The sequence below is a fragment of the Janibacter sp. LM genome (genome assembly GCF_039631275.1).
Taxonomy (GTDB): domain Bacteria; phylum Actinomycetota; class Actinomycetes; order Actinomycetales; family Dermatophilaceae; genus Janibacter; species Janibacter terrae.
Map to the genome: position 1 here is coordinate 13,270 of NZ_JBDIVG010000016.1, position 21,119 is coordinate 34,388.

Sequence of the window (21,119 nt, forward strand, 5' to 3'; positions counted from 1 at the left end):
CCATGACGAGCACACCCACGACCCCGCTGCCTCCTCGTCCCGGGGAGCCCACGGACCCCGAGCTGCGCGAGCGGTACCGCGACGACGCCATGGCGCAGCGCGAGCAGCGCCGTACCGCAGCCGGAAGAGCGGCCGCCGAGGCGCCGCCCTCGCGCACGCCGCGCGGACCGATCCTGGTCCTCGCCGGGCTCGTCTCGCTGGTCCTCGTCCTGCTCGCCGGCCTGAGCCTCGTCGGGCCGATGCTCAAGCAGACCGAGACGACCGAGCAGGCGCTGCCCGCAGCGTCCGCCGTCCGCATCGAGGGCGATGTCGGGGCCATCCGGGTCCGCGCCGCCGAGCCGGGCGAGCGGCCCAAGGTCGTCATGACGAGCGAGTGGGGCCTGCGCAGGCCGACGACCACCGTGCGCGAGAGCGACGGCACGGCCCGACTGACCTCCCGCTGCCCCTCGTGGGGCCCGGGCACGGTCTGTAGCGTCGACTGGCTGGTCGTCGTGCCGCCCGCGAGCGACCTGACGATCGAGCACGGTGTCGGTGACATCCAGGTTGAGGGCCTGTCCGGGGACGTCGACGTGGAGGCGGGCGTCGCGGACGTGACGATCGCCCAGTCCACCGGCGAGGACGCGAGCATCCACCTCGGGGTCGGCGCGATCGACTACGAGGCCACCGAGCCGCCACGGGAGGTCGACCTGAGCGTCGGCGTCGGCGAGGCCCGCGTGCGGGTCCCCGACACCGTGCCCTACCGGGTGACGACCCAGGGCGGGCCCTCGGACATCACCAACACCATCGGCAGCGACCCCACGGCCGAGCGCAGGATCCGGGTGGAGTCCGGTGTGGGCGCGATCATGATCGACCCGAGCTGACCTCCCCTTCGTCCCGCGGGACGTCAGGCGTCGACGAGGAGGACGACGAGGGTCCGCGGACCGTGGACCCCCTCGACCCGCTGCAGCTCGATGTCGCTCGTGGCGCTCGGTCCGCTGATCCAGGTCAGCGGCCGGGCGTCGCCGGCGTCCGGCCGCAGCCGCGCCACCGCGTCCGGTACGTCCTGCACCACCTGGTCGGCGCGCACGACGCACACGTGGGTGTCCGGCACGAGGGTCAGCGCCCGCCGGCCCTGGTCCTCGCGGTGGTCCAGGACGATCGTGCCGGTGACCGCGATGCCCAGCGCCGCGGCGGTGACCACGGCGTCGGTGGCGTCGAGCTCGGCGTGCGTGCTCGTCCGGGACTCGCGCCGCACCTCGGCCACGCCTGCGACCGACTCGACCCAGGCCGGATCGAGGCCCTCGGGGACGACGACGCTGCGGCACCCGTTGCCGCGCAGGGCCGTCGCGATCGCCTCGGTGAGTCCGTCCGCGGGCACCCGGACGACCTCGGCCCGGTAGTCCCGCACCATCTCGACGAACTGCGTCAGGCCGTCCGCGTCGACGGCGCCGCTGCCGGTCAGCCGGTCCCGGGGGACGGAGCCGGCCTCGGTGGTGACGTCGGCGGTCGCCCCGCGCACCCGGCTGAGGATCTCCTCGCGCGCGCTCATCGGTCATCGCCTCTCTCGCGGGCCCACCACTGGCGGAAGGACTCGGTCGGTGGGGTGGGTACGTCGCGCGCGTCCGTCCACGCGCCGAGGCCAGGCAGGGACCGGATCGTCCGGTTGCCGACGACGCGCCCGACCAGGCCGGACACCTTCTGCGCGCCGGCCAGGCGCTTGGGGTCGGAGAGCACCCAGGCGGCGGCCCGCATGGCGGCACCCTCGGCGACATGGCCCTCGGCGGTGACCCGACCGCGCAGCTCGACGAGCAGCTCGGGGATGTTGATCCGCACCGGGCAGGCGTCGAAGCACGCGCCGCACAGGCTCGAGGCATAGGGCAGCGACGCGTCGATGTCGCTGCTCGTGCCCCGCAGCTGCGGGTTGAGGACCGCGCCGATCGGGCCCGGGTACACAGAGCCGTAGGCGTGGCCGCCGGTCCGCTCGTAGACGGGGCAGACGTTGAGGCAGGCCGAGCAGCGGATGCAGCGCAGGGCCTCGCGGCCGACGGTGTCGGCGAGGACGTGGCTGCGACCGTTGTCGAGCAGGATCACGTGCACGTCCTGGGGTCCGTCGCCGTCGTGCGCGCCGGTCCACATCGTCGTGTACGGGTTCATCCGCTCGCCCGTGCTGGAGCGGGGGAGCAGCTGCATCATCGGGGCCAGGTCGTCCCACGTGGGCAGGACCTTCTCGATCCCGACGACGGAGACGAGGGTCTCCGGCAGCGTGAGGCACATCCGCCCGTTGCCCTCGGACTCGACGACGACGAGCGTGCCGGTGTCGGCGATCGCGAAGTTGGCCCCGGAGATCCCCACCTTGGCGCGCAGGAACTTCTCCCGCAGGTGCAGCCGCGCGGCCTCGGCGAGGCGCGCCGGGTCGTCGGTGAGGTCCTCGGGCGCGGGGCGCCCGACCTTGGCCATCTCCCGGAGGAAGATCTCGCGGATCTCGCTGCGGTTGCGGTGGATCGCGGGTACGAGGATGTGGCTCGGACGGTCGTGCCCGAGCTGCACGATGAGCTCGGCGAGGTCGGTCTCCCACGCGTGGATGCCCGCCTCCTCGAGCGCCTCGTTGAGCTCGATCTCCTGGGTCACCATGGACTTGACCTTGACGACCTCGTCGACCTCCTTGGCGCGGACGATCTCCAGCGCGATCCGGTTGGCCTCGACGGCGTCCCGGGCCCAGTGGACCGTCGCGCCCTGCGCGGTGAGGGACTCCTCCAGCTGCTCGAGGTAGTCGCCCAGATGGGTGAGGGCCTCGTCCTTGGCGTCGGCCCCGGCGACCCGCAGCGCCTCCCACCCCGGCAGCTCCTCGACGACCGCGGCCCGCTTGTCGCGGATCGTGTGCGTCGCGTGCCGCAGGTTGCGTCGCTGCTGGGTGTTGTCGAGGGCCTCGCGGGCGGCGTCGGGGAAGGCCGGCATCCCGACGAAGGTCGGCGAGGTCTCCTGGACCGGTCCGCCGCGGGTCTGCGTGCTCATGAGGGGTCCTCCTCCGTGGAAGCCAGGATCTCCGCCAGATGCATGTGCCGCACCCCGGACCGCTGCCGGTCGAGCATGCCGCCGATGTGGGCCAGGCAGGAGTTGTCGCTCGCGACGACGACCTCGGCGTCGGTCGAGCGGATGTTGCGGCACTTGTCCGCGCCCATCGCGACGGAGACGTCGGCGTTCTTCACCGCGAAGGTCCCGCCGAAGCCGCAGCACTCCGTGTCGCCCGGCAGGTCGACGAGCTCGAGCCCGCGGACCCCCCGGAGCAGCTGCAGCGGCTTGTCGCCGACCCGCAGCATGCGCAGGGAGTGGCACGTCGGGTGGTAGGTGACGCGGTGCGGGAAGTACGCGCCGACGTCGGTCACCCCGAGCACGTCGACGAGGAACTCGGACAGCTCGTGGACCTTGGGCGTCACCCGCTGCACCCGCTCGAGCAGGCGGTCCTCGCCCGCGTGCCGGGCGATGGTGGCGTGCTGCTCACGGACGGAGCCGACGCATGAGCCCGACGGCGCCACGACGGCGTCGTACCGCTCGAAGACGTCCGCGAAGCGCTGCACCATCGGGACGGCGTCGCGGCCGTACCCGGTGTTGGTGAGCACCTGGCCGCAGCAGGCCTGCTCCATCGGGAACTCCACCCGCACGCCGAGCCGCTCGAGGAGGCGGACCGTTGCCTTGGGGGTGTCGGGCCACATCGTGTCGTTGAAGCACGTGGCGAAGAGCGCGACGCGCAGGCCCGAGGGGGCGATCGGGGCGTTCACGGCAGCATCCCCGCCAGGACGGTCGACTGGAGACCGACGAGGAGGCACATGACGACGATCAGGCCGACGCTCCATGGCAAGACCTTACGCAGGATGGCCGACTCCTGGCCGACGAGACCGACCGCAGTCGCCGCGATCGTGAGGTTCTGGGGACTGATCATCTTGCCGACGACTCCTCCGGAGGTGTTGGCGGCGACGAGCAGCGTCGGGTCGATCCCGGCCCGCTCGGCGGCGCTCTGCTGCAGGGTGGCGAAGAGCGCGTTGGCGCTCGTGTCCGACCCGGTGACGGCCGTACCGATCCAGCCGAGCAGCGGGCTGAAGAAGGCGAAGGCCGTGCCGGTCCCGGCGATCCAGGCGCCGATGGTGATCGTCTGCCCGGAGAGGTTCATGACGTACGCGAGCGCGAGGACCGAGGCGACGGTGACGAAGGCCCAGCGCATCTGGATGGCCGTGGCCCTCATCTCCGCGAAGAGACCGGAGAAGCCGATGCGGTAGGCGAGGGCGACGACGGTGGCGCAGACGAGGAGCATCGTGCCGGGCGAGGAGAGCCAGCTCAGCGTGTACGTCGCGGACCCGTTGACCGCGCCGTCGTGGGTGAGCACCTCGCCGGCGAGCCCGGGCCAGGGGATCGTGATGTTGGTGCCGGTCAGCCAGGTGTCCACGGCCGGGACGAGCTTGGCGACGGAGAAGACGGCGACGACGAGGACGTAGGGGAACATCGCCCAGGCGATGCGGCGCGGCGTGAGCGAGCGGGCCTGCTCGTCCAGCTCCTCGGGGGTGATCTGGTACTGGTCGACCGTGCCGGAGGCCGCGGCGGCGCCGCCGGCGCCGCCGGTGCCGACCACGGCGAGCTGCTCGCGCCGCTCGACCTGGAGGGACTCGGTGGCCTCGTCCCCGCCGGACGGCTGCCAGACCCGCAGGAAGGCGACGGCGGCGGCGAGCGCGACGAGCGAGGCGATGATGTCGGTCATCTCCACGGAGATCCACGTCGCGGAGACCCACTGGGCCACGGCGAAGGCGAGGCCGATGACGACGGCCGCCGGCCAGGTCTGGCGGACCCCCCTTCGCCCGTCGACCATGAAGACGAGGAGCAGCGGGACGAAGACCGCGATGACCGGGGCCTGGTGACCGACGTAGGCGCCGATCTCCTGGTACGGGATGCCCGTGAGGTTGCCGGCGGTGAGGATCGGGATGGCGATGGCGCCGAAGGCGACCGGCGCGGTGTTGGCGAGCAGCACGACCGTGGCGGCACGAAGGGGGGCGAAGCCGACGGCCATGAGCATGACGCCGGTGATGGCCACGGGGGCGCCGAAGCCGGCGAGCGCCTCGAGCAGGGCGCCGAAGCAGAAGGCGATGATGATCGCCTGGATCCGCGGGTCGTCCGAGATGAGCCGGAAGGTCGCGCGCAGGTCCTCGAAATGACCTGAGCGCACGGTCACCTGGTAGAGGACGATCGCCGTGAAGACGATCCACATGATCGGGAAGAGGCCGAAGACCGCACCCTCGGTCGCCGCGAGCGCCGCGAGGTGGACGGGCATGCCGAAGAAGAGCACGGCCACGAGGATCGCGGCGGCGACGGCGGTGAGGCCCGCCCAGTGGGCCTTCCACCTCAGGACCCCGAGGGTGACGAAGATCGTCACGAGGGGGAGGAGGGCCACGAGGGCGGAGAGCGCGAGGCTGTCGGCCACGGGCGAGATCTCGGGTGTGAAGGACGTCGGTACTGCGGTCATCGGGTCTCCGGGTGCACGTCGTCGGGCGGGAGTCCGGGAATGGTCAGACCATTACCGGGCGACACGACGATAGGGCCTCACCCGCACCCGCGTCAATGGTCCGACCAATGGCGTCGGCGAATGGTCTGACCACGTGGTCGGGGCGGAGGGGCGCGTGCCATCCTGTGCCGGTGACCGATGACGCCGCGACCCCGCGACCCCCTGCCAACCTCAAGGCCTACGAGGTCGTGCTCGAGTGGGTCGACGCCCGGATCCTCGACGGTCGCCTCAACGTCGGCGACACCCTGCCGGCCGAGCGGGAGCTGGCGAAGATGCTCGACGTCGGCCGGGCCGCGGTGCGTGAGGCCGTCCGCACGCTCGAGGCCCAGGGCGTCGTGCGCTCCGCCGTCGGAGCGGGCGGGGCCGGCGGTACGACGATCACCGCGGTGCCGAGTGGTGCGCTCGGGAGGCTGCTGCGGCTCCACGTGGCGCTGGCGAACTTCCCGCTGCCCGACGTCCTGGAGGTGCGCGTCGCACTCGAGACGCTCAGCGTGCGCCTGGCCGCCACCCACGCGAGCGCCGAGCACCTCGCGGAGATGGAGCGTCTGCTCGAGGCGATGGAGGACCCGCAGGTCGACCGCGGTCGCTTCAACGACTGCGACACCGCCTTCCACGTGCTGCTCGCCCGCGCGGCCGGCAACCACCTGGCCCGCGACTTCACCGCCGCGATCCGCGAGTCGATGCGCCTGCCGATCCTCGACGCCTTCCGCTCCGTCGGGACGTGGGAGGACGTCGCGGACAAGCTGTGCGCCGACCACCGGGCGATCCTCGAGGCGGTCACCGCCGGCGACCCGGACCGGGCCGCCGCGGTCACCGAGGCGCACATCCGCTCGGCGTGGCGGCTCATCACCGCGGACTGACTACTTGAGGAACTTGCTCGTGCGCCGGTCCGCGAGCGGCTTGCCGCCCGTCTGGCAGGTGGCGCAGTACTGCAGCGAGCGGTCGGCGAAGCTCACCTCGCGCACGACGTCACCGCAGACCGGGCAGGCCTCGCCGGTCCGTCCGTGCACCCGCATCCCCGAGCGCTTGGTGTCCTTGAGCTCGGCCGCGGCCTTGCCCGACGCGGCGGCGATCGCGTCGGTGAGGGTGGTGCGCAGCGCCTCGTGGAGCGTGTCGACCTCCTCCTCCGTCAGCGACGAGGCCAGGGCGAAGGGGGACAGCCGCGCCGCGTGCAGGACCTCGTCGGAGTAGGCGTTGCCGACGCCGGCGATGAGTGACTGGTCGCGCAGCACCCCCTTGATCTGCGTCTTGCGGCCGGCGAGGAGGGCACCGAAGGCCTCGCGGGTCAGCTCTCCGGAGAGCGGGTCGGGTCCCAGGCGGGCGATCCCGGGGACCTCCTGGACGTCGCGCACGAGGTAGGCGGCGAGGGACTTCTTGGTCCCCGCCTCGGTGACGTCGAAGCCGGACCCGTCGACGAGCCGCACCCGCAGCGCGATCGGCGACTTGCCGGGGCGCAGCGGTGTGCCGGGCAGCTCGTCGGACCAGCGGATCCAGCCGGCGCGGGCCAGGTGGATGACGAGGTGCGTCCCGTCGCAGTCGATGTCGATGAACTTGCCGTGGCGGTGGACCCCGTCGACGGGGGCGCCCTCGAGCGCCTGCGGCGGCGGGTCGAAGGTCTTGAGCACGGAGAAGGACGCGAGCTCCAGGCGCTCGACGGCCAGGCCGGAGAGCCGCTCGCCGAGCACGTCGACGAGCCGCTGGACCTCCGGCAGCTCAGGCACGGGTCGCCCCGAGGCACTCGCGCAGCTGCTCGAGCATCGTGTAGCCGTCGCTCGCGTGGCACACCGGCAGCTCGACGCCGACGTGCTGCGCGTAGTCGTCGGTCGCGATCGGCGTGAAGTGGCTCAGCAGCTGCTCGGTCGCCGACAGCGTGCGGATCCCGATGGCGCGCACCCGCTCGGGCAGCTGCTCGGCGAACTCACCGTAGATGCTCGGGTCGTGCTGCCCGTCGTCGCCGATGAGCAGCCAGCGCACGTCGGGCAGCTCGCGGGCGAGCCGGTGCAGGCAGGCGCGCTTGTGGTCACGACCGGAGCGGAACCAGCCGGTGTTGGTCGGGCCCCAGTCGGTCATGAGCATCGGGCCGAGGGGGTAGCCCGAGCGCCGGAGGAAGCGGGTGATGGACGGCACCGCGTTCCACGCGCCCGTCGAGACGTAGACGATCGGGGCGCCCGGGTGCTCGGCGAGCAGCTCGCGGTACATCGTCGCCATGCCCGGCACGGGGCGGCGGGTGCCCTCGTGGCGGAAGAAGGTGTTGTACGCGGCGATCATCGGTCGCGGCATCGTCGTCGTGATGATCGTGTCGTCGATGTCGGAGACGATGCCGAAGGTCTGCCCCTGCTCGACGACGAAGACCGCCGCCGTCGTGTCCGCCGCCCGCGGGGAGACGATCTGCAGGTCGTGCCAGCCGGGCTCCAGGCCGTGGCCGGTGATCGTGAGGTCGAGCAGCCCGGAGCGGTCGGACCGGGTGCGGTACTCGCGCTCGCCGATGCGCACGGTGACCGGCTCGCCACCGGCCGGTGTGGTGAAGAAGGCGCGCCACCCCCGTCGCTCGCTGTCGGCGGTGCGCAGCTCGAGCCACGTCGCGCGGGCGTCCGCGGCGGCCGGTGCGTACGGGCGACGGGTCATCAGGACCCGGCCGAGGACGCGGACGCGCTCGGTGCTGCCGTAGCCGGTGAAGGCGAGGACGCGGGTGCCCCAGCCTCGTCGGCGCATGGCGCCGGCCAGCTGGCGGTGCCAGGCGTCCTCGATGATCGCGGCTGCGTGCGGTCGCGTCATGGGGCCGAGCCTAGGGGAGGATGTGCCCGGGCGTGGTCATCCGGCGGGCTAGCGTGGGCGCATGATCCTCATCGTCGTGAAGTACCGCACCAAGCCCGAGTACACGGAGCGCTTCCCGCAGATCGTCCGGGAGTTCACCGAGGCCACGCGGGCCGAGCCGGGCAACATCTTCTTCGAGTGGAGCCGCAGCATCGAGAGCGACGACGAGTGGGTGCTCGTCGAGGCCTTCCAGGACGACGCGGGCGAGGCGCACGTGACGAGCGACCACTTCGCCCAGGGGCTCGAGGCGATGCGCCCGACCCTCGCCGAGACGCCCCGCATCATCAGCCGCACCGTCGAGGGGACCGGCTGGGACGAGATGGGCGAGCTGCAGGTCTGAGCGCCGCTCAGCCGGCCAGGAAGGGCGCGACCCGCTCCTTGGGCCGACCGATGATCGCGACATCGCCCTTGACGAGCACCGGACGCTGCATGAGGCGCGGGTGCTCCACGAGCACGGCGACGACCTGGTCGACGGTCGCGACGTCGGCGTCGGTCAGGCCCTGCTCCTTGAAGAAGGAGTCGCGGCGCACGAGGTCGGTCGGCTCGTCCTCGAGCTTGCCGATGAGCTCGCGCAGGGCCGCCTCGTCGAGGGGCTCCTTGAGGTACTGGACGACCTCGGCCTGCGTGCCGGCCGCGTCGACGGCCTCGATGGCGGCGCGGGAGGTCGAGCACTTCGGGTTGTGCAGCACGGTGACGTCACTCATGGGGCCAACCTAACCACCGCTCCCTGAGGAGGTTGCGAAGCAACCGTCTCGAAGGTCAGTCCGCGTAGTCCACGACGACCGCGGCGTGGTCGCTCACCCGCTCGGGGCCGCTCGCCGGGCGGTCGGTCCCGGCGGTCACGGCTCGCCGGGCCAGGCCGGGCGTCGCCAGGTGGTAGTCGATCCGCCAGCCGGTGTCCCGGTCGAAGGCCCCGCCCATCCACGACCACCACGACATCGGGCCGGACGCGTCGGGGTGCTGCGCGCGGACGACGTCGACGAGGGTGCGCGGGGAGACGATCGAGGAGAACCACTCGCGCTCCTCGGGCAGGAACCCCTCTGACCTGCTGCTGCTGCGCCAGTTGGTGAGGTCCTGGGGCGTGTGCGCGATGTTGAGGTCGCCGAGGAGCAGGAACTCCCGACCGGCCGCGCGGGCCGCCTTGCGGGAGCGGTCGAGCTGTCGGGCGAAGGAGGCGAGGAAGCGCATCTTGCGCTGGTACCTCGCGCCGCCGTCGGGGACCTCGCGCCCGCCGGGCTTCTGCAGGTGGGCGGGCAGGCCCCCCTTCGGCAGGTACAACGACGCGACGGTCACGGGGGCGTCGGCGAGGTCGACCTCGATGTACCGCCCCTCGGAGGCGAAGGGGGACAACCCGCGCGCCATCGTGCCGGGCGGGGAGGGCTCGGTGTGCAGGTGCTCCTCGCCGGGGGCGCGCACCAGGACCTCGCCGTCCCAGGTGCGCACGGCCGCGGGGCGGGTGCGGGTGAGGACGGCGACGCCGTTGCGGCCGGCGATGTGGCCCGGTTCGTAGGCCAGGTGGTGGTCACCGAAGACCCCGCTCGGCAGCTGCTCGGGTGGGCAGCGGACCTCCTGCAGGGCGACGACGTCGGGCCGGCGCTCGGCGAGCCAGGTCTCGAACCCCCTTCGCTGCGCCGCCCGGATGCCGTTGACGTTGAAGGTCGCGACCCTCACGCGTCGATCGCGGCGAGGTCCGCCGGGGTGGGCTGCGAGGTGATGTCGCCGTGCTCGGGGTGCTTGCCGAGCCACTTCTTGACGTAGGGGCAGACGGGGACGACTGTCAGACCTTCCTCGCGGGTGGCCGCGACGGCCCGTTCGACGACGATGCCGGCCAGCCCCTGCCCGCCGAACTCCTCGTCGATCTCGGTGTGGAAGAAGACCCGGCGCCCGTCGTGGTCGGCGAACTGCGCGAACCCGGCCACCTTCCCCTCGCTCGTGATCTCGAAGCGGTCCGGGCCGGACTGGCGACTCACCTGGGTGCTCATGCCCCAACCCTGCCACGGACCCCTTCTCACCTGCAGAACGCCTGCGGCCCCCTCGTGCCTGCCCGGCTAACGTGAGGTCAGACCCACGCCCGCCTCTCGAGGAGCCCGCATGACCGCTTCCGCGCTGCACCCGAACTTCCAGGCCCACTTCGACGAGGTGATCGCCCGCAACCCGGGTGAGAAGGAGTTCCACCAGGCCGTCTACGAGGTCATGCAGTCGCTGAGCCCGATCGCCGGCCGCGTCGACGAGTACGCGCAGTGGTCGATCCTCAAGCGGATCGTCGAGCCGGAGCGCCAGATCATCTTCCGCGTGCCGTGGGTGACCGACTCCGGCGACGTGCAGATCAACCGCGGCTTCCGCGTGGAGTTCAACTCCGCGCTCGGCCCGTACAAGGGCGGGCTGCGCTTCCACCCGAGCGTCAACCTGTCGATCATCAAGTTCCTCGGCTTCGAGCAGGTCTTCAAGAACTCGCTGACCGGCATGCCGATCGGCGGCGGCAAGGGCGGGTCGGACTTCGACCCCAAGGGCCGCTCCGACCAGGAGATCATGCGGTTCTGCCAGTCCTTCATGACCGAGCTGTACCGCCACATCGGCGAGTACACGGACGTCCCGGCCGGCGACATCGGGGTGGGCGGGCGCGAGCTCGGCTACCTCTTCGGCCAGTACAAGCGGATCACCAACACCTACGAGTCCGGTGTCCTCACGGGCAAGGGCCTGTCGTGGGGCGGCTCGCAGGTGCGCACCGAGGCGACCGGCTACGGGACGGTGTTCTTCGCGCAGGAGATGCTCGCGGTCAAGGACGACTCGCTCGAGGGCAAGCGGGTCGTCGTCTCGGGCTCCGGCAATGTCGCCATCTACGCGGTCGAGAAGGTGCACCAGCTCGGCGGCACGGTCATCGCCGTCTCCGACTCCGGCGGCTACGTCGTCGACGAGGGCGGCATCGACCTGGGCCTCCTGCAGGAGATCAAGGAGCGCCAGCGCGGTCGCCTCACGGACTACGCGGAGGCGAAGGGGGGGTCCGCCCGCCACATCGCCGACGGCACGATCTGGGACGTGCCGTGCGACGTCGCCCTGCCGTGCGCGACGCAGAACGAGCTCTCCGAGGAGCACGCCGCGACGCTGATCAAGAACGGCGTCAAGCTCGTCGCCGAGGGGGCCAACATGCCCTGCGTGCCGGGTGCGATCGAGGCCTTCCGCGCGTCCGAGGTCCTCTACGCTCCGGGCAAGGCCTCCAACGCCGGCGGCGTCGCCACCTCCGCCCTGGAGATGCAGCAGAACGCCAGCCGCGACTCCTGGGGCTTCGAGGAGACCGAGCTGCGCCTCGAGGAGATCATGCGCGATATCCACACCAACTGCGTGGCCACCGCCGAGGAGTTCGACAGCCCCGGTGACTACGTCGCCGGCGCCAACCTCGCCGGCTACATCAAGGTCGCCGACGCGATGGTGGCCCAGGGCGTCATCTGATCGACCGCCCTTCGCGCGCTACGAACTGCGGCTGGCTGTCGACGTCAGTCGTGGCAGCAGCAGGTGCACTCCTCGTCCTCGTCGTGCACGAGCTCGAAGCGCCGCCCGAGACACAGCCGCACGAGCGCGACGCTGCTCGGGTTCTGGCAGATCTCGAAGCTGCCCTGCTCGTGCCGGCGGAGCAGCTCCACGGCGGCGAGCATCCCGGCTGCCTCGAGCGGGCTCAGCTCCGGTGAGTAGAGCCTCGCGCGCAGGGCGGTCAGCTCGGCGGTGTGGTCGGGGACGGGGCGGGTCCGGTGCGTCATGTGGTCACCCTGAGCTCGGTCGAAGGGGGTGTCAGCTCACCTGGTCGGGTCGTAGCTGAACCGCAGCTTCGATGTCGAGCAGGCCGTACCCGAAGACATGCGCGGACAGGACGTCGACCTCCCGTCGGTGGCTGCCGAAGAAGGCCCCCACGCGATTGACCACCCGGGGGAAGGGCTTCTCCCGGGCGCCGCCGTCCCTCTTCCAGTTCGAGTTGGGCACGACGAGGAAGAGGTGCTGGATGTCGCTGGCGATGTGCGCCTTCCACATGTCCTTGAGGTCGTGGTTGTTGTTGACCGTACCCCCACGTTCCACCTCCGCCATGACCCCGCGACCGGGCGCGAGGGGAAAGACGAAGTCGGGCCGAGCTCTCGTGACGATCCCGTCCTGCGGGGTGAGGACGACCTCCTCGCCGAAGTGGAGCTCTTCCTTGAGGACCTCGGACACGATGGCCTGAATCGCAGCGCTCTGGGCGCCGACGACATGCGCTTGATTGATGGCGATCTCGCGCTCGTCCAGCTCCTGGCGGAGATGTTCGGCCAGTACAGCTACTCGCTCCACTTCGACGCGTTCCTCCACCGTCAAGGAGCTCTTGGCGAAGGAACGCATCTGGATCGGCATGGCGGCAGCTTGGCACCCGCGTCAACCACCCGTGGTCAGGACCGCCCCCCTTCGCCCGCTACACTCGACACAGCAGCCGCCCAGTTCTGCAGCGAGCTGCTTCTTTGATTGCACCGATGCCATCGCGCCGCGATCGTCCCCTGCGTTGCCGCAGGCTGGCTCCCGCGCCGGGCAGAACCGAAGCATCATGACTCCGTCTGGAGCACCCTTCGTGACCAACACCTTCGCCGACCTCGGCGTGCCCACCGCCCTGACCTCGATCCTCGAGCAGGACGGCATCACCGTCCCCAGCCCGATCCAGGCAGCGACGCTGCCGGACTCCCTCGCCGGCCGGGACGTCCTCGGCCGCGGCCGCACCGGCTCGGGCAAGACCCTGGCCTTCGTCCTGCCGATGCTCGCCCGCCTGGCCGAGGCCAACCGGCGCCCGCAGCCCAAGCGCCCCCGTGCCCTGATCCTCGTGCCGACCCGCGAGCTGGCGACGCAGATCGATGACGTGCTGGCTCCCTTCGCCTCCGTCCTGGGCATGCGCAGCCGCACCGTCTTCGGCGGTGTCGGCCAGAACCCGCAGGTCCAGGCCATCGCGCGCGGCGTCGACGTCGTCGTCGCCTGCCCGGGCCGTCTCGAGGACCTCATGCAGCAGGGCCACGTCGACCTCTCCGGGATCGAGATCACGATCCTCGACGAGGCCGACCACATGGCCGACCTCGGCTTCCTGCCGGGCGTGAAGCGCATCCTCGACAAGACCCCGCGCGGCAGCCAGCGGATGCTCTTCTCCGCGACCCTCGACGGCGCGATCAACCAGATCGTCAAGCGCTACCTCGAGCAGCCGGTCACCCACGAGGCCGACTCGGCGCAGTCGCCGGTCGCGAAGATGACCCACCACGTCCTGCACATCAGGAACGACGACCACCTCCCGGTCCTCACCGACCTCGTCGCCGCGCCGGGTCGCAAGGTCGTCTTCACCCGCACCAAGCACCGCGCCAAGAAGATGGCCCGCCAGCTCAACGCCGCCGGTGTCCCCGCGGTCGAGCTGCACGGCAACCTCAGCCAGGGCGCGCGCACCCGGACGATGGAGGCCTTCCACTCCGGCAGCGCGCAGACCCTCGTCGCGACCGACATCGCCGCCCGCGGCATCCACGTCGACGACGTCTCGCTCGTCATCCACGCCGACCCGCCGGTCGAGCACAAGGCCTACCTGCACCGCTCCGGTCGCACGGCCCGCGCCGGTGCCGAGGGCACCGTCGTCACGCTGATGACGGACGAGCAGGTCCGCGACGTCCGCGACCTCACCCGCAAGGCCGGCATCAAGCCCACCACCACCCGCGTCGCCGTCGGGCACGAGCTCCTCGCGGAGCTGGCCCCGGGCGAGCGGACCTTCCCCGGTGGCTTCGTCGCCGACGTCCCGCAGCAGCAGGGCGGGGCGAAGGGGGGCTCCCGCGGTGGTGGCCGTGGCGGCCAGTCCCGCAGCGGCCAGGGCGGCCAGGACGGCCAGCGTCAGCGCGGTGAGCGCGGCGGTGCCGGGCGCAACCGCAACGGCGGCGGCTCCGGCCAGGGCCGTGGCGGCTCCGGCGGCGGTCAGTCGCGCGGCGCCTCGGGCGGCCAGCGTCGCTCCGGTGGCCAGGGCGGCGGGTCCGCCCGCCAGGGTGGCAGCCGCGGCGGCAGCGTCGTGGCCTTCAGCTCCAGCAGCAGCGGCCGCAACCGCTGACCCCACGCCGCACGACGAAGGAGCGCGACCCACGGGTCGCGCTCCTTCGTCGTGTCGTCGGTGGTCCCGGCGTGACCGCGCCGCTCAGCCGAAGACGGCCACCGTCTGCCGGCTGATCGCGACGAGGCGCCCGTCCGGGTGCCAGATCCGCGCGTCCGTGTGGGCGTAGCCACCCTCGGCGCGGTCGGTGCGCACGGCGTAGGCCCAGTGGGTGTCGGGCTCGGCCGCGACGTCGTCGGTGATCTCGAGCGACCAGGTCAGGCTGCTGCCGGGGGCCGGCTGCGACAGCATCTGGATGACCGCGGGCGGCCACGCGTCGGCGAGGCTGACGAAGTGCCGTTCGTCGAAGCCCGGCGGCGCCTCCCGGAAGCGCATGAAGCCGTGCAGGTGCGAGGTGTCGACGCCCGTGTACGGGAAGCCGCCGTCGGCCAACCGCATCTCGACGTGCTGGAAGAAGTCGGGCGACGCGCCGGGGACGTGCGGGAAGGGCTCGATCGTCTCCGGCGCGGGCAACGCCGGCATCGCGCCGCTCTCGTGCGGCACCGAGATCGTGGACTCGCGCTCCCGACCGAAGGCGGCGAGCACAGCCGCGACGACCTGGCCGTCCTGCACCACGTGCGCCTGCGCCTGGGTGGCGTTCTTGCCCCGGCGCAGCGTCGTCACCTCGGCCCGGGCGCTCCCCGGCGCCAGCGGCGCGACGAAGCTGACCATGAGGTGCCGCAGCGGAGGGGCGTCCGGCAGTTGCGCACGCAGCGCGGCGAGGGCCAGCCCGGCGACGAGGCCGCCGTAGGTGGCCCGTCCCTGGCCCCAGCCCTCCTCGACGTGGAGGGTGCCGGTCCCGGCCCGGTCGAGCATCTCCTGCAGATCCATGGCCGCAGCCTACAAATGCAGGATCAGCGGTCGAGCAGCAGTTGCGCCCGGTACCCCTCCCGGTACGTCGGGTACCGCAGCTCCAGCCCGCTCGACCGCAGCCGCGTGTTGCGCATCCGGCGTCCGTGCGGCTCCTCGACCCCGGTCGGCGCCGGGCGCGGCACCCCGAGCTCGTCGGCGACGAAGTCCCGCACGTCCCCGGCCAGGGCCGGCTCGTCGTCGGTCCCGACGTAGAGGTCGCTCGGCTCCGCGGCCATCGTCAGCAGGTGGGTGATCGCGGCGGCCGCGTCCTCGCGGTGGAGGCGGTTGGTCCAGCGGCCGGGGTCGGCGTTGTGGCCCTCGCGGGTCATGCGCACGAGCCGGTTGCCGGGCGCGCCGTAGAGCCCGCTGAACCGCAGGATGCTCCCGTGGGGGAGCGCCGCGCGGAAGAGGGCCTCGGACTCGAGCAGGATCTTGGGTCGATCCGCTTGCGGCGCAACGGGAGTCGTCTCGTCGAGGTCGCCCTCGAGGTCGCCGTACACGCTCGTCGACGACACGAGCACCGCTCGCCGCGGCATCCCGGCGCGCAGCACGGCGTCCAGCCCACCGCGGACCCCGTCGAGGTAGGCGCGGCGGTACCCCCCTTCGTCCCGGCGGTCGGGGGTGAGGGAGATGACGAGCAGGTCCGCGGGCAGGTCCGGGACGTCCCCGGAGGCGAGGTCGGCGGCGACGCCGTGGAAGCCCTCCGGCAGCGCTGCGACGTTGCGCCGCACGCCGGTCACCTCGTGGCCTGCCGCCAGCAGGGCGGTCCCGACGCGGATGCCGAGGTCGCCGCACCCGAGCAGCACGGTACGAAGGGGGGATCCCGCGGAGTCGGTCATCCCCTGATCGTGCCAGCCGCTCGTTCCTCAGACCGTCTCGGGGACCGGCAGGTCGGCCTCCACGACCTCGGTGGCATCGGTGATCGCCCCGTCCGTCCCCACGGTCACGTCGTGCCGCACCAGGTCGCCGTCGGTCACCGTCCACAGCTCCACGATCCACGGCCCGTCGCCCGTCACCGTGGCGGCGGAGATGTCATCGGCGTGGTCACGGCGGACGGCCTCGATCCGGGCCGTCTCCTCCTCGGAGGGCGTGGGGACGAACCGGATGTCGTCGACGGAGGACAGGCGCGCGTAGCCCTTCGTCATGTCCCGCGTGGCGTCGGCGTGGACGGCGGCGAGCTCCTCCGCCTCGTCCGCGCTGGTCACGCGGGCCCCCTCGATCACCTGCTCCCAGCGCTCGGGGAAGCCGCTCAGGACGACGACCTCACGACCGGAGTCCTTGATCCCCATGAACCACCGCTGCGGGTGACCCCCACCGCTCGGCAGGACGTCGACGACCTGCCAGTCCCCGAGGGCGGCTGCCTCGATGGGGGAGATGCTCGTGGTGTCGGCCCGGACGGCCCGCGCGATCGTCGGGCTGGTCGCCTCCAGGGTCGTGGCGATCTCTTCCTGCATGTCCTTGCCTCCTGTTGTCGTGCTCCGGGTCGGTGCCTGGGTCGTGCTCGGGTCGGTCGTGGTGTCCCCAGCGCATGCCGACACGGGCACGAGGCAGAGGGCCGCGGCGGTCATGGCCCAGACGTGCCGCAGGGGTCGAGGTCGTGACATCAGCTCCATGGTCCTTCGACGCTACCCATCTTCGAGCGGTTCCTCGTCAGTTCACCGAGTCCCAGTGGGACCCGTAGTACTCGGGGTAGGTCTGACCGGTGTTGGACGTCGTGTAGTAGCCACTGGTGAAGAGCTCGTAGATGGCGTCCTGGCCCGCCTGGTCGGCCTCCTCGGGGGACTTGCCCGCGTCGATGGCGCTCTGGCGCGCGGCGTCGTAGTCCTGCTCGGCCCTGCTGACCGGCACGTCCACCCCGGCCTCGCGCTGCTGCTTCGCGTAGCTGACCTCGGTCGCCACGGCCTCGGTCTCGTCGCGCAGACGGTTGTCGAGGTACTCGTCCCGCGGGACCTCCGTGGCATCGACCGGGCGGTCCTCTGCGTCCCACCGCGCGTGGCTGGCCTCGTGGATGATCGTCGACGAGTTGTCGTACCCGGGCCCGATGACCATCGCGTTCAGCCCTGCGTCGTAGATCGCGCCCTGCTGGTTGGGGTCGACGATGATCTCGATGCCGTTGCGCGCCATCCAGTCGAGGGTGGCGCGACCCTGCGGCGTCGCCTGCATCTCCTGGATCATCGGGTCGTCCGGGTCGGCACCCTCGGGCAGCTGGCCCTGGCCTGCTCCCGGGTCCTGCGTGCCGCTCCACGGGTCGTCGCCGAAGAGCCGGCGCAGCCAGCTGCCGAACCCGTCACGCGCGTCGTTGTTGTCCGGGCTCACCGGCTCACGGGACCCACCGACGCCCCGGTCCGGGCCGCCGTCGTCGCTCGTGCGGCGCTGCTGGTCGGCCTCGGCGCGCAGGCGGTCCACGGCCTGCTGCAGGGTCTGAGCGGCCTGGGCGACCTGCTGCCGCGCCGCCGTCCACTCGTGGCAGAAGTGCTCCAGGTCGCCGCCCTGCCACGCGTCCTCGAGCACGTGCACCATCGCCGTACCTCGCTCGGCGATGTCGTCGACCCGGTGGCTCTGGCTCTGGAGGTTGCCGGCGATGTCGTCCAGGCGCTCGGCGTTGCTGCCGTGGCTCACGGTCTGGCTCATCTGTTCCCCTCGATGTCTCTCCGACGTCCTCGGCACACGTTAGGTCCGGCAGCAGCCGCGGGGCGATGGGGAGCGCTCCCCACGACCTCGCCCTACGCTGGCCAGCATGACGCGACCGGACCCCTTGGCCTTGTGGGACGAGACCTCCCGCGACCTGCTCGCCGTCCTGCGCGAGCTCGGCGACGACGACTGGGACCGGCCGGCGCTGCCGGGGTGGACCGTCAAGGACGTGCTCGCCCACCTCGCGCACCTCGAGTCCGAGGCGGCGGGCATGGACCAGCCCGAGGGCGGCCGCGTCGCGGTGGAGTCGGGCGCCAACCAACCGATGCCGACCGACCTCACCGGGGTGGGCGTGGCCGCCCGCCGGGAGCGCTCTGCCGCAACGCTGCTCGACGAGTTCGAGACCGCCTGCGTCGCGCGCCGCGAGGTCCTCGCCGCCCTCGACCAGTCGGACCCGGGCACCCCGGCGCCCGGCATCGTCGGTGACCTCGGCTGGGACCTGCGCACCCTCCTGCGCAATCGCCCGATCGACCTGTGGGTCCACGAGCAGGACATCCGCCGCGCCACCGGGCGACCGATGACGACGACCGGTGTCGGTGCCGCCCACGTCGCCGGCCTGATGACGAAGGTCTTCCCGACGACCCTGCGCCGCCTGCCCGTCGGCACGGCGGTGGTCGCGACGATCACCGGACCGCAGGGGCGGGTGCTCGCGGCCCGGGTGGGCGAGGACGGGAGGGCGGCCCCCTTCGACCCGAGCGAAGGGAGCGACGTCGCCCTCGAGATGGACGACGCCACCTGGCTCCTCCTCACCGGCGGTCGCATCACCCCGGAGGAGGCGGCGGTCGAGGTGACCGGCGACGCCGACCTCGCCGCGACCGTGCTCGGTCGCCTCAACGTCACCCCCTGACGGGACGACGGTCGGGGTGCGGGCACTAGCGTGAGCCCCATGGAGCACCGATACCTCGGCAACAGCGGTCTCAAGATCAGTGAGATCGCCTATGGCAACTGGCTGACCCACGGGTCGCAGGTCGAGGCCGACGCGGCCACCGCCTGCGTGCGGGCCGCGCTCGACCACGGCATCACCACCTTCGACACCGCCGACGTCTACGCCAACACCAAGGCGGAGAGCGTCCTCGGCGAGGCACTCAAGGGCGAGCGGCGCGAGTCGCTCGAGATCCTCACCAAGGTCTACTGGCCGACCGGGCCCGGCGGGCCCAACGACTCCGGCCTCTCGGCCAAGCACATCCGCGAGTCGATCGACGGCTCGCTGCGGCGGCTGCAGACCGACTACGTCGACCTCTACCAGGCGCACCGCTTCGACACGGAGACCCCGCTCGAGGAGACGATGCAGGCCTTCGCCGACGTCGTCCGGCAGGGCAAGGCGCTCTACATCGGCGTCAGCGAGTGGACGGCCGAGCAGATCCGCGAGGGGCACGCGCTCGCGCAGCAGCTCGGCATCCGCCTCATCTCCAGCCAGCCGCAGTACTCGATGATCTGGCGGGTCATCGAGGACCGCGTCGTCCCGACCTGCGAGGAGCTCGGGCTCTCGCAGATCGTCTGGAGCCCCATCGCCCAGGGCATCCTCACCGGCAAGTACCAGCCCGGTCAGGCCCCGCCCGCCGGCTCGCGCGCCACCCACGAGGAGGCGGGCAAGCCGATCGCCGGCCGCGTGGGCGACGAGGCGCTGCTGACCGCCGTGCAGCAGCTGCGCCCGATCGCCGACGAGGCGGGCCTGTCGATGGCCCAGCTCGCCGTCGCCTGGGTGCTGCAGAACCCCAACGTCGCCGCCGCGATCATCGGCGCCTCGCGCCCCGAGCAGGTCGAGGAGAACGTCGCCGCCTCGGGCGTCACCCTCTCCCCGGAGGCCATGGTCGCGATCGACGAGGCCCTCGAGGGCCACATCGAGCGCGACCCGGAGATGACCACGAAGAACGCTCCGGCCACGCGCCCGACCTGACCCCCCTTCGAGACGTGGGCGATGGCTGCTATCCAGGCGTGATAGCGGCCATGGCCCGCTTCTCGGCGAGGGGCGGCGGGCAGGACCAGGTCGAAGGGGGTGTCCCCGGCCACCGCACCTCACTACCGTTGGGTGCATGGCCATCCCGACGATCCTCCGCTCACCCCCCGTGGTCGGGCTGGCATCGCTCGCCGCGCAGCGGGTGCTGGCGCGCGGCTCGACGTCCCCCGGCACGTCCGCGCTCGGTGCGGCGGTCGCCGTCGCGGGTGTCGCCCTCATGGGCGCCGGCATCCGGCAGATCCGATCGGCCGGGACCACGCTCGACCCCATGCACCCCGAGGGGGCGACCGCGCTCGTGCGCGATGGCATCTTCAGGCACTCACGCAACCCGATCTACCTCGGGGACGCCCTCCTGCTCACGGGGCACGCCATCCATCGGCGTGACCTGCTCGCGCTCCTCCCGGTCGCGGTCTTCGTCGGGGTGATCGACCTCTTCCAGATCCCCGAGGAGGAGGCGGCGATGCTCGCGACCTTCGGGTCGGGGTACGGCGACTACGTCGCGACGGTGCGGCGCTGGTTCTGAGGCCAAGCCTCGCCAGGACGTGTCGCGCGCTGCCGGGTGGGTATGGCCCAGGGACCCACCGCACGACGACCCGAGGAGCCACGATGGCCGCAGACGAGATCGACACCGTCACCAAGATCATGGAGGACACCAGGATCGCCGTCCTCACCTACGTCGAGGGCGGACGACTGGTCTCCGTGCCGATGGGCACCCAGGACCTCGACGACCCGGGGACGGTCCACTTCATCACCGAGGCCGACTCGGACAAGATGCACGCGATCGCCGCCAACCCGCAGGTCAACGTCACCTACTCGAGCGACGACGGCTGGGTCAGCCTGAGCGGCACGGCCGCCCGCAACGACGACCGCGAGCTGCTCGAGCGGCTGTGGGACCCCTCGGCCGGCGCCTTCATGGAGGGCGACGCCGACAACCCCGCCAACACCCTGCTCACGGTGACCGCGGAGACCGCCCGCTACTGGGCCACGCCCGGCAGCATCGCGACGGTCGTGCAGATGGCCAAGGGCCTCGTCAGCGACAGCCGGCCCGACCTCGGCGACAGCGGGACCGTCTCCCTCTGAGCGGGCGCCTGTCGGGGGTCTGGCGTAGCGTCGTCCCTGTCCGAAGCTCCACATCTCCCGGTGCCCGGCGGTGGTCGTCAACCCCC

The 21,119-nt window shown here is 72.1% G+C and carries 24 protein-coding genes; 9 read left to right on the forward strand and 15 right to left on the reverse strand.

The features are described from left to right. The first annotated feature begins 2 nt into the window (after positions 1-2). Positions 3-860, forward strand: coding sequence for a hypothetical protein (locus ABC138_RS09600; protein ID WP_345913520.1), 858 nt, complete (start codon positions 3-5; stop codon positions 858-860). A 23-nt stretch (positions 861-883) separates the two neighbouring features. On the opposite strand, the gene ABC138_RS09605 is transcribed toward ABC138_RS09600, so the two are convergent. From ABC138_RS09605 to ABC138_RS09620, 4 genes are read right to left on the reverse strand one after another with little or no spacing between them, the layout of a single operon-like run. Continuing rightward, on the reverse strand, positions 884-1,528 hold the full coding sequence (locus ABC138_RS09605; protein WP_345913521.1) for a lactate utilization protein C: 645 nt from the start codon (positions 1,526-1,528) through the stop codon (positions 884-886). Beyond that, entirely contained in the window at positions 1,525-2,991 is a 1,467-nt protein-coding gene (locus tag ABC138_RS09610) for a LutB/LldF family L-lactate oxidation iron-sulfur protein (RefSeq protein WP_345913522.1), read from the reverse strand. Before ABC138_RS09610 ends, ABC138_RS09605 begins: the two co-directional genes overlap by 4 nt. After that, entirely contained in the window at positions 2,988-3,755 is a 768-nt protein-coding gene (locus ABC138_RS09615; RefSeq protein WP_345913523.1) for a (Fe-S)-binding protein, read from the reverse strand. The genes ABC138_RS09610 and ABC138_RS09615 overlap by 4 nt, the downstream gene beginning before the upstream one ends. Next, positions 3,752-5,485 carry an L-lactate permease gene (locus ABC138_RS09620; protein WP_345913524.1) on the reverse strand — a complete coding sequence of 578 codons (1,734 nt, stop codon included), beginning with the start codon at positions 5,483-5,485 and terminating at the stop codon, positions 3,752-3,754. Before ABC138_RS09620 ends, ABC138_RS09615 begins: the two co-directional genes overlap by 4 nt. Before the next feature lie 170 nt (positions 5,486-5,655). Here ABC138_RS09620 and ABC138_RS09625 point away from each other — a divergent pair, with 170 nt between their 5' ends. Next, a complete protein-coding gene (locus ABC138_RS09625; RefSeq protein WP_345913525.1) occupies positions 5,656-6,384 on the forward strand; it encodes an FCD domain-containing protein in 729 nt (242 codons plus the stop codon). Here the strand turns inward: ABC138_RS09625 and ABC138_RS09630 are convergent, their stop codons facing one another. Continuing rightward, the gene (locus ABC138_RS09630; RefSeq protein WP_345913526.1) at positions 6,385-7,245 is read right to left on the reverse strand and encodes a DNA-formamidopyrimidine glycosylase family protein; all 861 of its coding nucleotides are present in this window, start codon (positions 7,243-7,245) and stop codon (positions 6,385-6,387) included. Next, positions 7,238-8,299, reverse strand: coding sequence for a phosphatase domain-containing protein (locus ABC138_RS09635; RefSeq protein WP_068425108.1), 1,062 nt, complete (start codon positions 8,297-8,299; stop codon positions 7,238-7,240). Before ABC138_RS09635 ends, ABC138_RS09630 begins: the two co-directional genes overlap by 8 nt. A 61-nt stretch (positions 8,300-8,360) precedes the next feature. Between ABC138_RS09635 and ABC138_RS09640 the strand changes: the two genes are divergently transcribed. Beyond that, entirely contained in the window at positions 8,361-8,678 is a 318-nt protein-coding gene (locus ABC138_RS09640) for a putative quinol monooxygenase (RefSeq protein ID WP_068425105.1), read from the forward strand. A gap of 7 nt (positions 8,679-8,685) precedes the next feature. Here the strand turns inward: ABC138_RS09640 and ABC138_RS09645 are convergent, their stop codons facing one another. Genes ABC138_RS09645 through ABC138_RS09655 form a run of 3 tightly spaced genes read right to left on the reverse strand, consistent with a single transcriptional unit; the run spans position 8,686 to position 10,320 of the window. Continuing rightward, positions 8,686-9,042: an ArsC/Spx/MgsR family protein gene (locus ABC138_RS09645; protein ID WP_068425102.1), complete on the reverse strand. Its 357-nt coding sequence runs from the start codon at positions 9,040-9,042 to the stop codon at positions 8,686-8,688. Between the two features lie 55 nt (positions 9,043-9,097). Next, a complete protein-coding gene (locus ABC138_RS09650) occupies positions 9,098-10,009 on the reverse strand; it encodes an exodeoxyribonuclease III (RefSeq protein WP_345913527.1) in 912 nt (303 codons plus the stop codon). Then, positions 10,006-10,320: a GNAT family N-acetyltransferase gene (locus ABC138_RS09655; protein ID WP_068425096.1), complete on the reverse strand. Its 315-nt coding sequence runs from the start codon at positions 10,318-10,320 to the stop codon at positions 10,006-10,008. The genes ABC138_RS09650 and ABC138_RS09655 overlap by 4 nt, the downstream gene beginning before the upstream one ends. 109 nt (positions 10,321-10,429) lie before the next feature. On the opposite strand from ABC138_RS09655, the gene gdhA reads away from it, so the two are divergent. Beyond that, on the forward strand, positions 10,430-11,785 hold the full coding sequence (gene gdhA, locus ABC138_RS09660) for an NADP-specific glutamate dehydrogenase (RefSeq protein WP_345913528.1): 1,356 nt from the start codon (positions 10,430-10,432) through the stop codon (positions 11,783-11,785). Positions 11,786-11,829: 44 nt separating this feature from the next. Here gdhA and ABC138_RS09665 read toward each other — a convergent pair whose 3' ends face one another. Both ABC138_RS09665 and ABC138_RS09670 read right to left on the reverse strand, forming a co-directional pair. Further along, positions 11,830-12,090 (reverse strand): hypothetical protein, encoded by a 261-nt coding sequence (locus tag ABC138_RS09665; protein WP_068327211.1) that lies wholly within the window; start codon positions 12,088-12,090, stop codon positions 11,830-11,832. A 31-nt stretch (positions 12,091-12,121) separates the two neighbouring features. Then, positions 12,122-12,709, reverse strand: coding sequence for a hypothetical protein (locus ABC138_RS09670; RefSeq protein ID WP_345913530.1), 588 nt, complete (start codon positions 12,707-12,709; stop codon positions 12,122-12,124). 211 nt (positions 12,710-12,920) lie between these two features. Between ABC138_RS09670 and ABC138_RS09675 the strand changes: the two genes are divergently transcribed. Then, a complete protein-coding gene (locus ABC138_RS09675; RefSeq protein WP_345913531.1) occupies positions 12,921-14,414 on the forward strand; it encodes a DEAD/DEAH box helicase in 1,494 nt (497 codons plus the stop codon). Positions 14,415-14,498: 84 nt separating this feature from the next. Here ABC138_RS09675 and ABC138_RS09680 read toward each other — a convergent pair whose 3' ends face one another. The 4 genes from ABC138_RS09680 to ABC138_RS09695 form a co-directional block, all read right to left on the reverse strand. Further along, positions 14,499-15,284 carry a thioesterase family protein gene (locus ABC138_RS09680; protein ID WP_068327204.1) on the reverse strand — a complete coding sequence of 262 codons (786 nt, stop codon included), beginning with the start codon at positions 15,282-15,284 and terminating at the stop codon, positions 14,499-14,501. Positions 15,285-15,307: 23 nt separating this feature from the next. Then, positions 15,308-16,144, reverse strand: coding sequence for an SDR family NAD(P)-dependent oxidoreductase (locus ABC138_RS09685; protein ID WP_345913533.1), 837 nt, complete (start codon positions 16,142-16,144; stop codon positions 15,308-15,310). A gap of 27 nt (positions 16,145-16,171) precedes the next feature. Further along, positions 16,172-16,759, reverse strand: a complete 588-nt coding sequence (locus ABC138_RS09690; RefSeq protein WP_345913534.1) for a hypothetical protein — start codon at positions 16,757-16,759, stop codon at positions 16,172-16,174. A gap of 196 nt (positions 16,760-16,955) precedes the next feature. After that, positions 16,956-17,936, reverse strand: coding sequence for a hypothetical protein (locus ABC138_RS09695; protein WP_345913535.1), 981 nt, complete (start codon positions 17,934-17,936; stop codon positions 16,956-16,958). A 106-nt stretch (positions 17,937-18,042) separates the two neighbouring features. On the opposite strand from ABC138_RS09695, the gene ABC138_RS09700 reads away from it, so the two are divergent. The 4 genes from ABC138_RS09700 to ABC138_RS09715 all read left to right on the forward strand — a co-directional run bounded on the left by ABC138_RS09700 (position 18,043) and on the right by ABC138_RS09715 (position 21,033). Further along, positions 18,043-18,843: a maleylpyruvate isomerase family mycothiol-dependent enzyme gene (locus ABC138_RS09700; RefSeq protein ID WP_345913536.1), complete on the forward strand. Its 801-nt coding sequence runs from the start codon at positions 18,043-18,045 to the stop codon at positions 18,841-18,843. A 39-nt stretch (positions 18,844-18,882) separates the two neighbouring features. Beyond that, positions 18,883-19,893: an aldo/keto reductase family protein gene (locus ABC138_RS09705; protein WP_068425076.1), complete on the forward strand. Its 1,011-nt coding sequence runs from the start codon at positions 18,883-18,885 to the stop codon at positions 19,891-19,893. Between the two features lie 136 nt (positions 19,894-20,029). Beyond that, entirely contained in the window at positions 20,030-20,476 is a 447-nt protein-coding gene (locus tag ABC138_RS09710; protein WP_345913537.1) for an isoprenylcysteine carboxylmethyltransferase family protein, read from the forward strand. An 83-nt stretch (positions 20,477-20,559) separates the two neighbouring features. Beyond that, complete coding sequence (locus tag ABC138_RS09715; RefSeq protein WP_068327187.1) at positions 20,560-21,033, forward strand: pyridoxamine 5'-phosphate oxidase family protein; 474 nt, start codon at positions 20,560-20,562, stop codon at positions 21,031-21,033. Positions 21,034-21,119 lie beyond the last annotated feature (86 nt).

Coding starts and splice junctions, on each gene's coding strand:
- ABC138_RS09685 (WP_345913533.1), bottom strand. CDS start 16,144: ATGACCGACTCCGCGGGATCCCCCCTTCGTACCGTGCTGCTCGGGTGC.
- ABC138_RS09640 (WP_068425105.1), top strand. CDS start 8,361: ATGATCCTCATCGTCGTGAAGTACCGCACCAAGCCCGAGTACACGGAG.
- ABC138_RS09690 (WP_345913534.1), bottom strand. CDS start 16,759: ATGCAGGAAGAGATCGCCACGACCCTGGAGGCGACCAGCCCGACGATC.
- ABC138_RS09710 (WP_345913537.1), top strand. CDS start 20,030: ATGGCCATCCCGACGATCCTCCGCTCACCCCCCGTGGTCGGGCTGGCA.
- gdhA (WP_345913528.1), top strand. CDS start 10,430: ATGACCGCTTCCGCGCTGCACCCGAACTTCCAGGCCCACTTCGACGAG.
- ABC138_RS09665 (WP_068327211.1), bottom strand. CDS start 12,090: ATGACGCACCGGACCCGCCCCGTCCCCGACCACACCGCCGAGCTGACC.
- ABC138_RS09645 (WP_068425102.1), bottom strand. CDS start 9,042: ATGAGTGACGTCACCGTGCTGCACAACCCGAAGTGCTCGACCTCCCGC.
- ABC138_RS09705 (WP_068425076.1), top strand. CDS start 18,883: ATGGAGCACCGATACCTCGGCAACAGCGGTCTCAAGATCAGTGAGATC.
- ABC138_RS09715 (WP_068327187.1), top strand. CDS start 20,560: ATGGCCGCAGACGAGATCGACACCGTCACCAAGATCATGGAGGACACC.
- ABC138_RS09655 (WP_068425096.1), bottom strand. CDS start 10,320: ATGAGCACCCAGGTGAGTCGCCAGTCCGGCCCGGACCGCTTCGAGATC.
- ABC138_RS09700 (WP_345913536.1), top strand. CDS start 18,043: ATGACGCGACCGGACCCCTTGGCCTTGTGGGACGAGACCTCCCGCGAC.
- ABC138_RS09620 (WP_345913524.1), bottom strand. CDS start 5,485: ATGACCGCAGTACCGACGTCCTTCACACCCGAGATCTCGCCCGTGGCC.
- ABC138_RS09600 (WP_345913520.1), top strand. CDS start 3: ATGACGAGCACACCCACGACCCCGCTGCCTCCTCGTCCCGGGGAGCCC.
- ABC138_RS09670 (WP_345913530.1), bottom strand. CDS start 12,709: ATGCCGATCCAGATGCGTTCCTTCGCCAAGAGCTCCTTGACGGTGGAG.
- ABC138_RS09680 (WP_068327204.1), bottom strand. CDS start 15,284: ATGGATCTGCAGGAGATGCTCGACCGGGCCGGGACCGGCACCCTCCAC.
- ABC138_RS09695 (WP_345913535.1), bottom strand. CDS start 17,936: ATGAGCCAGACCGTGAGCCACGGCAGCAACGCCGAGCGCCTGGACGAC.
- ABC138_RS09610 (WP_345913522.1), bottom strand. CDS start 2,991: ATGAGCACGCAGACCCGCGGCGGACCGGTCCAGGAGACCTCGCCGACC.
- ABC138_RS09605 (WP_345913521.1), bottom strand. CDS start 1,528: ATGAGCGCGCGCGAGGAGATCCTCAGCCGGGTGCGCGGGGCGACCGCC.
- ABC138_RS09635 (WP_068425108.1), bottom strand. CDS start 8,299: ATGACGCGACCGCACGCAGCCGCGATCATCGAGGACGCCTGGCACCGC.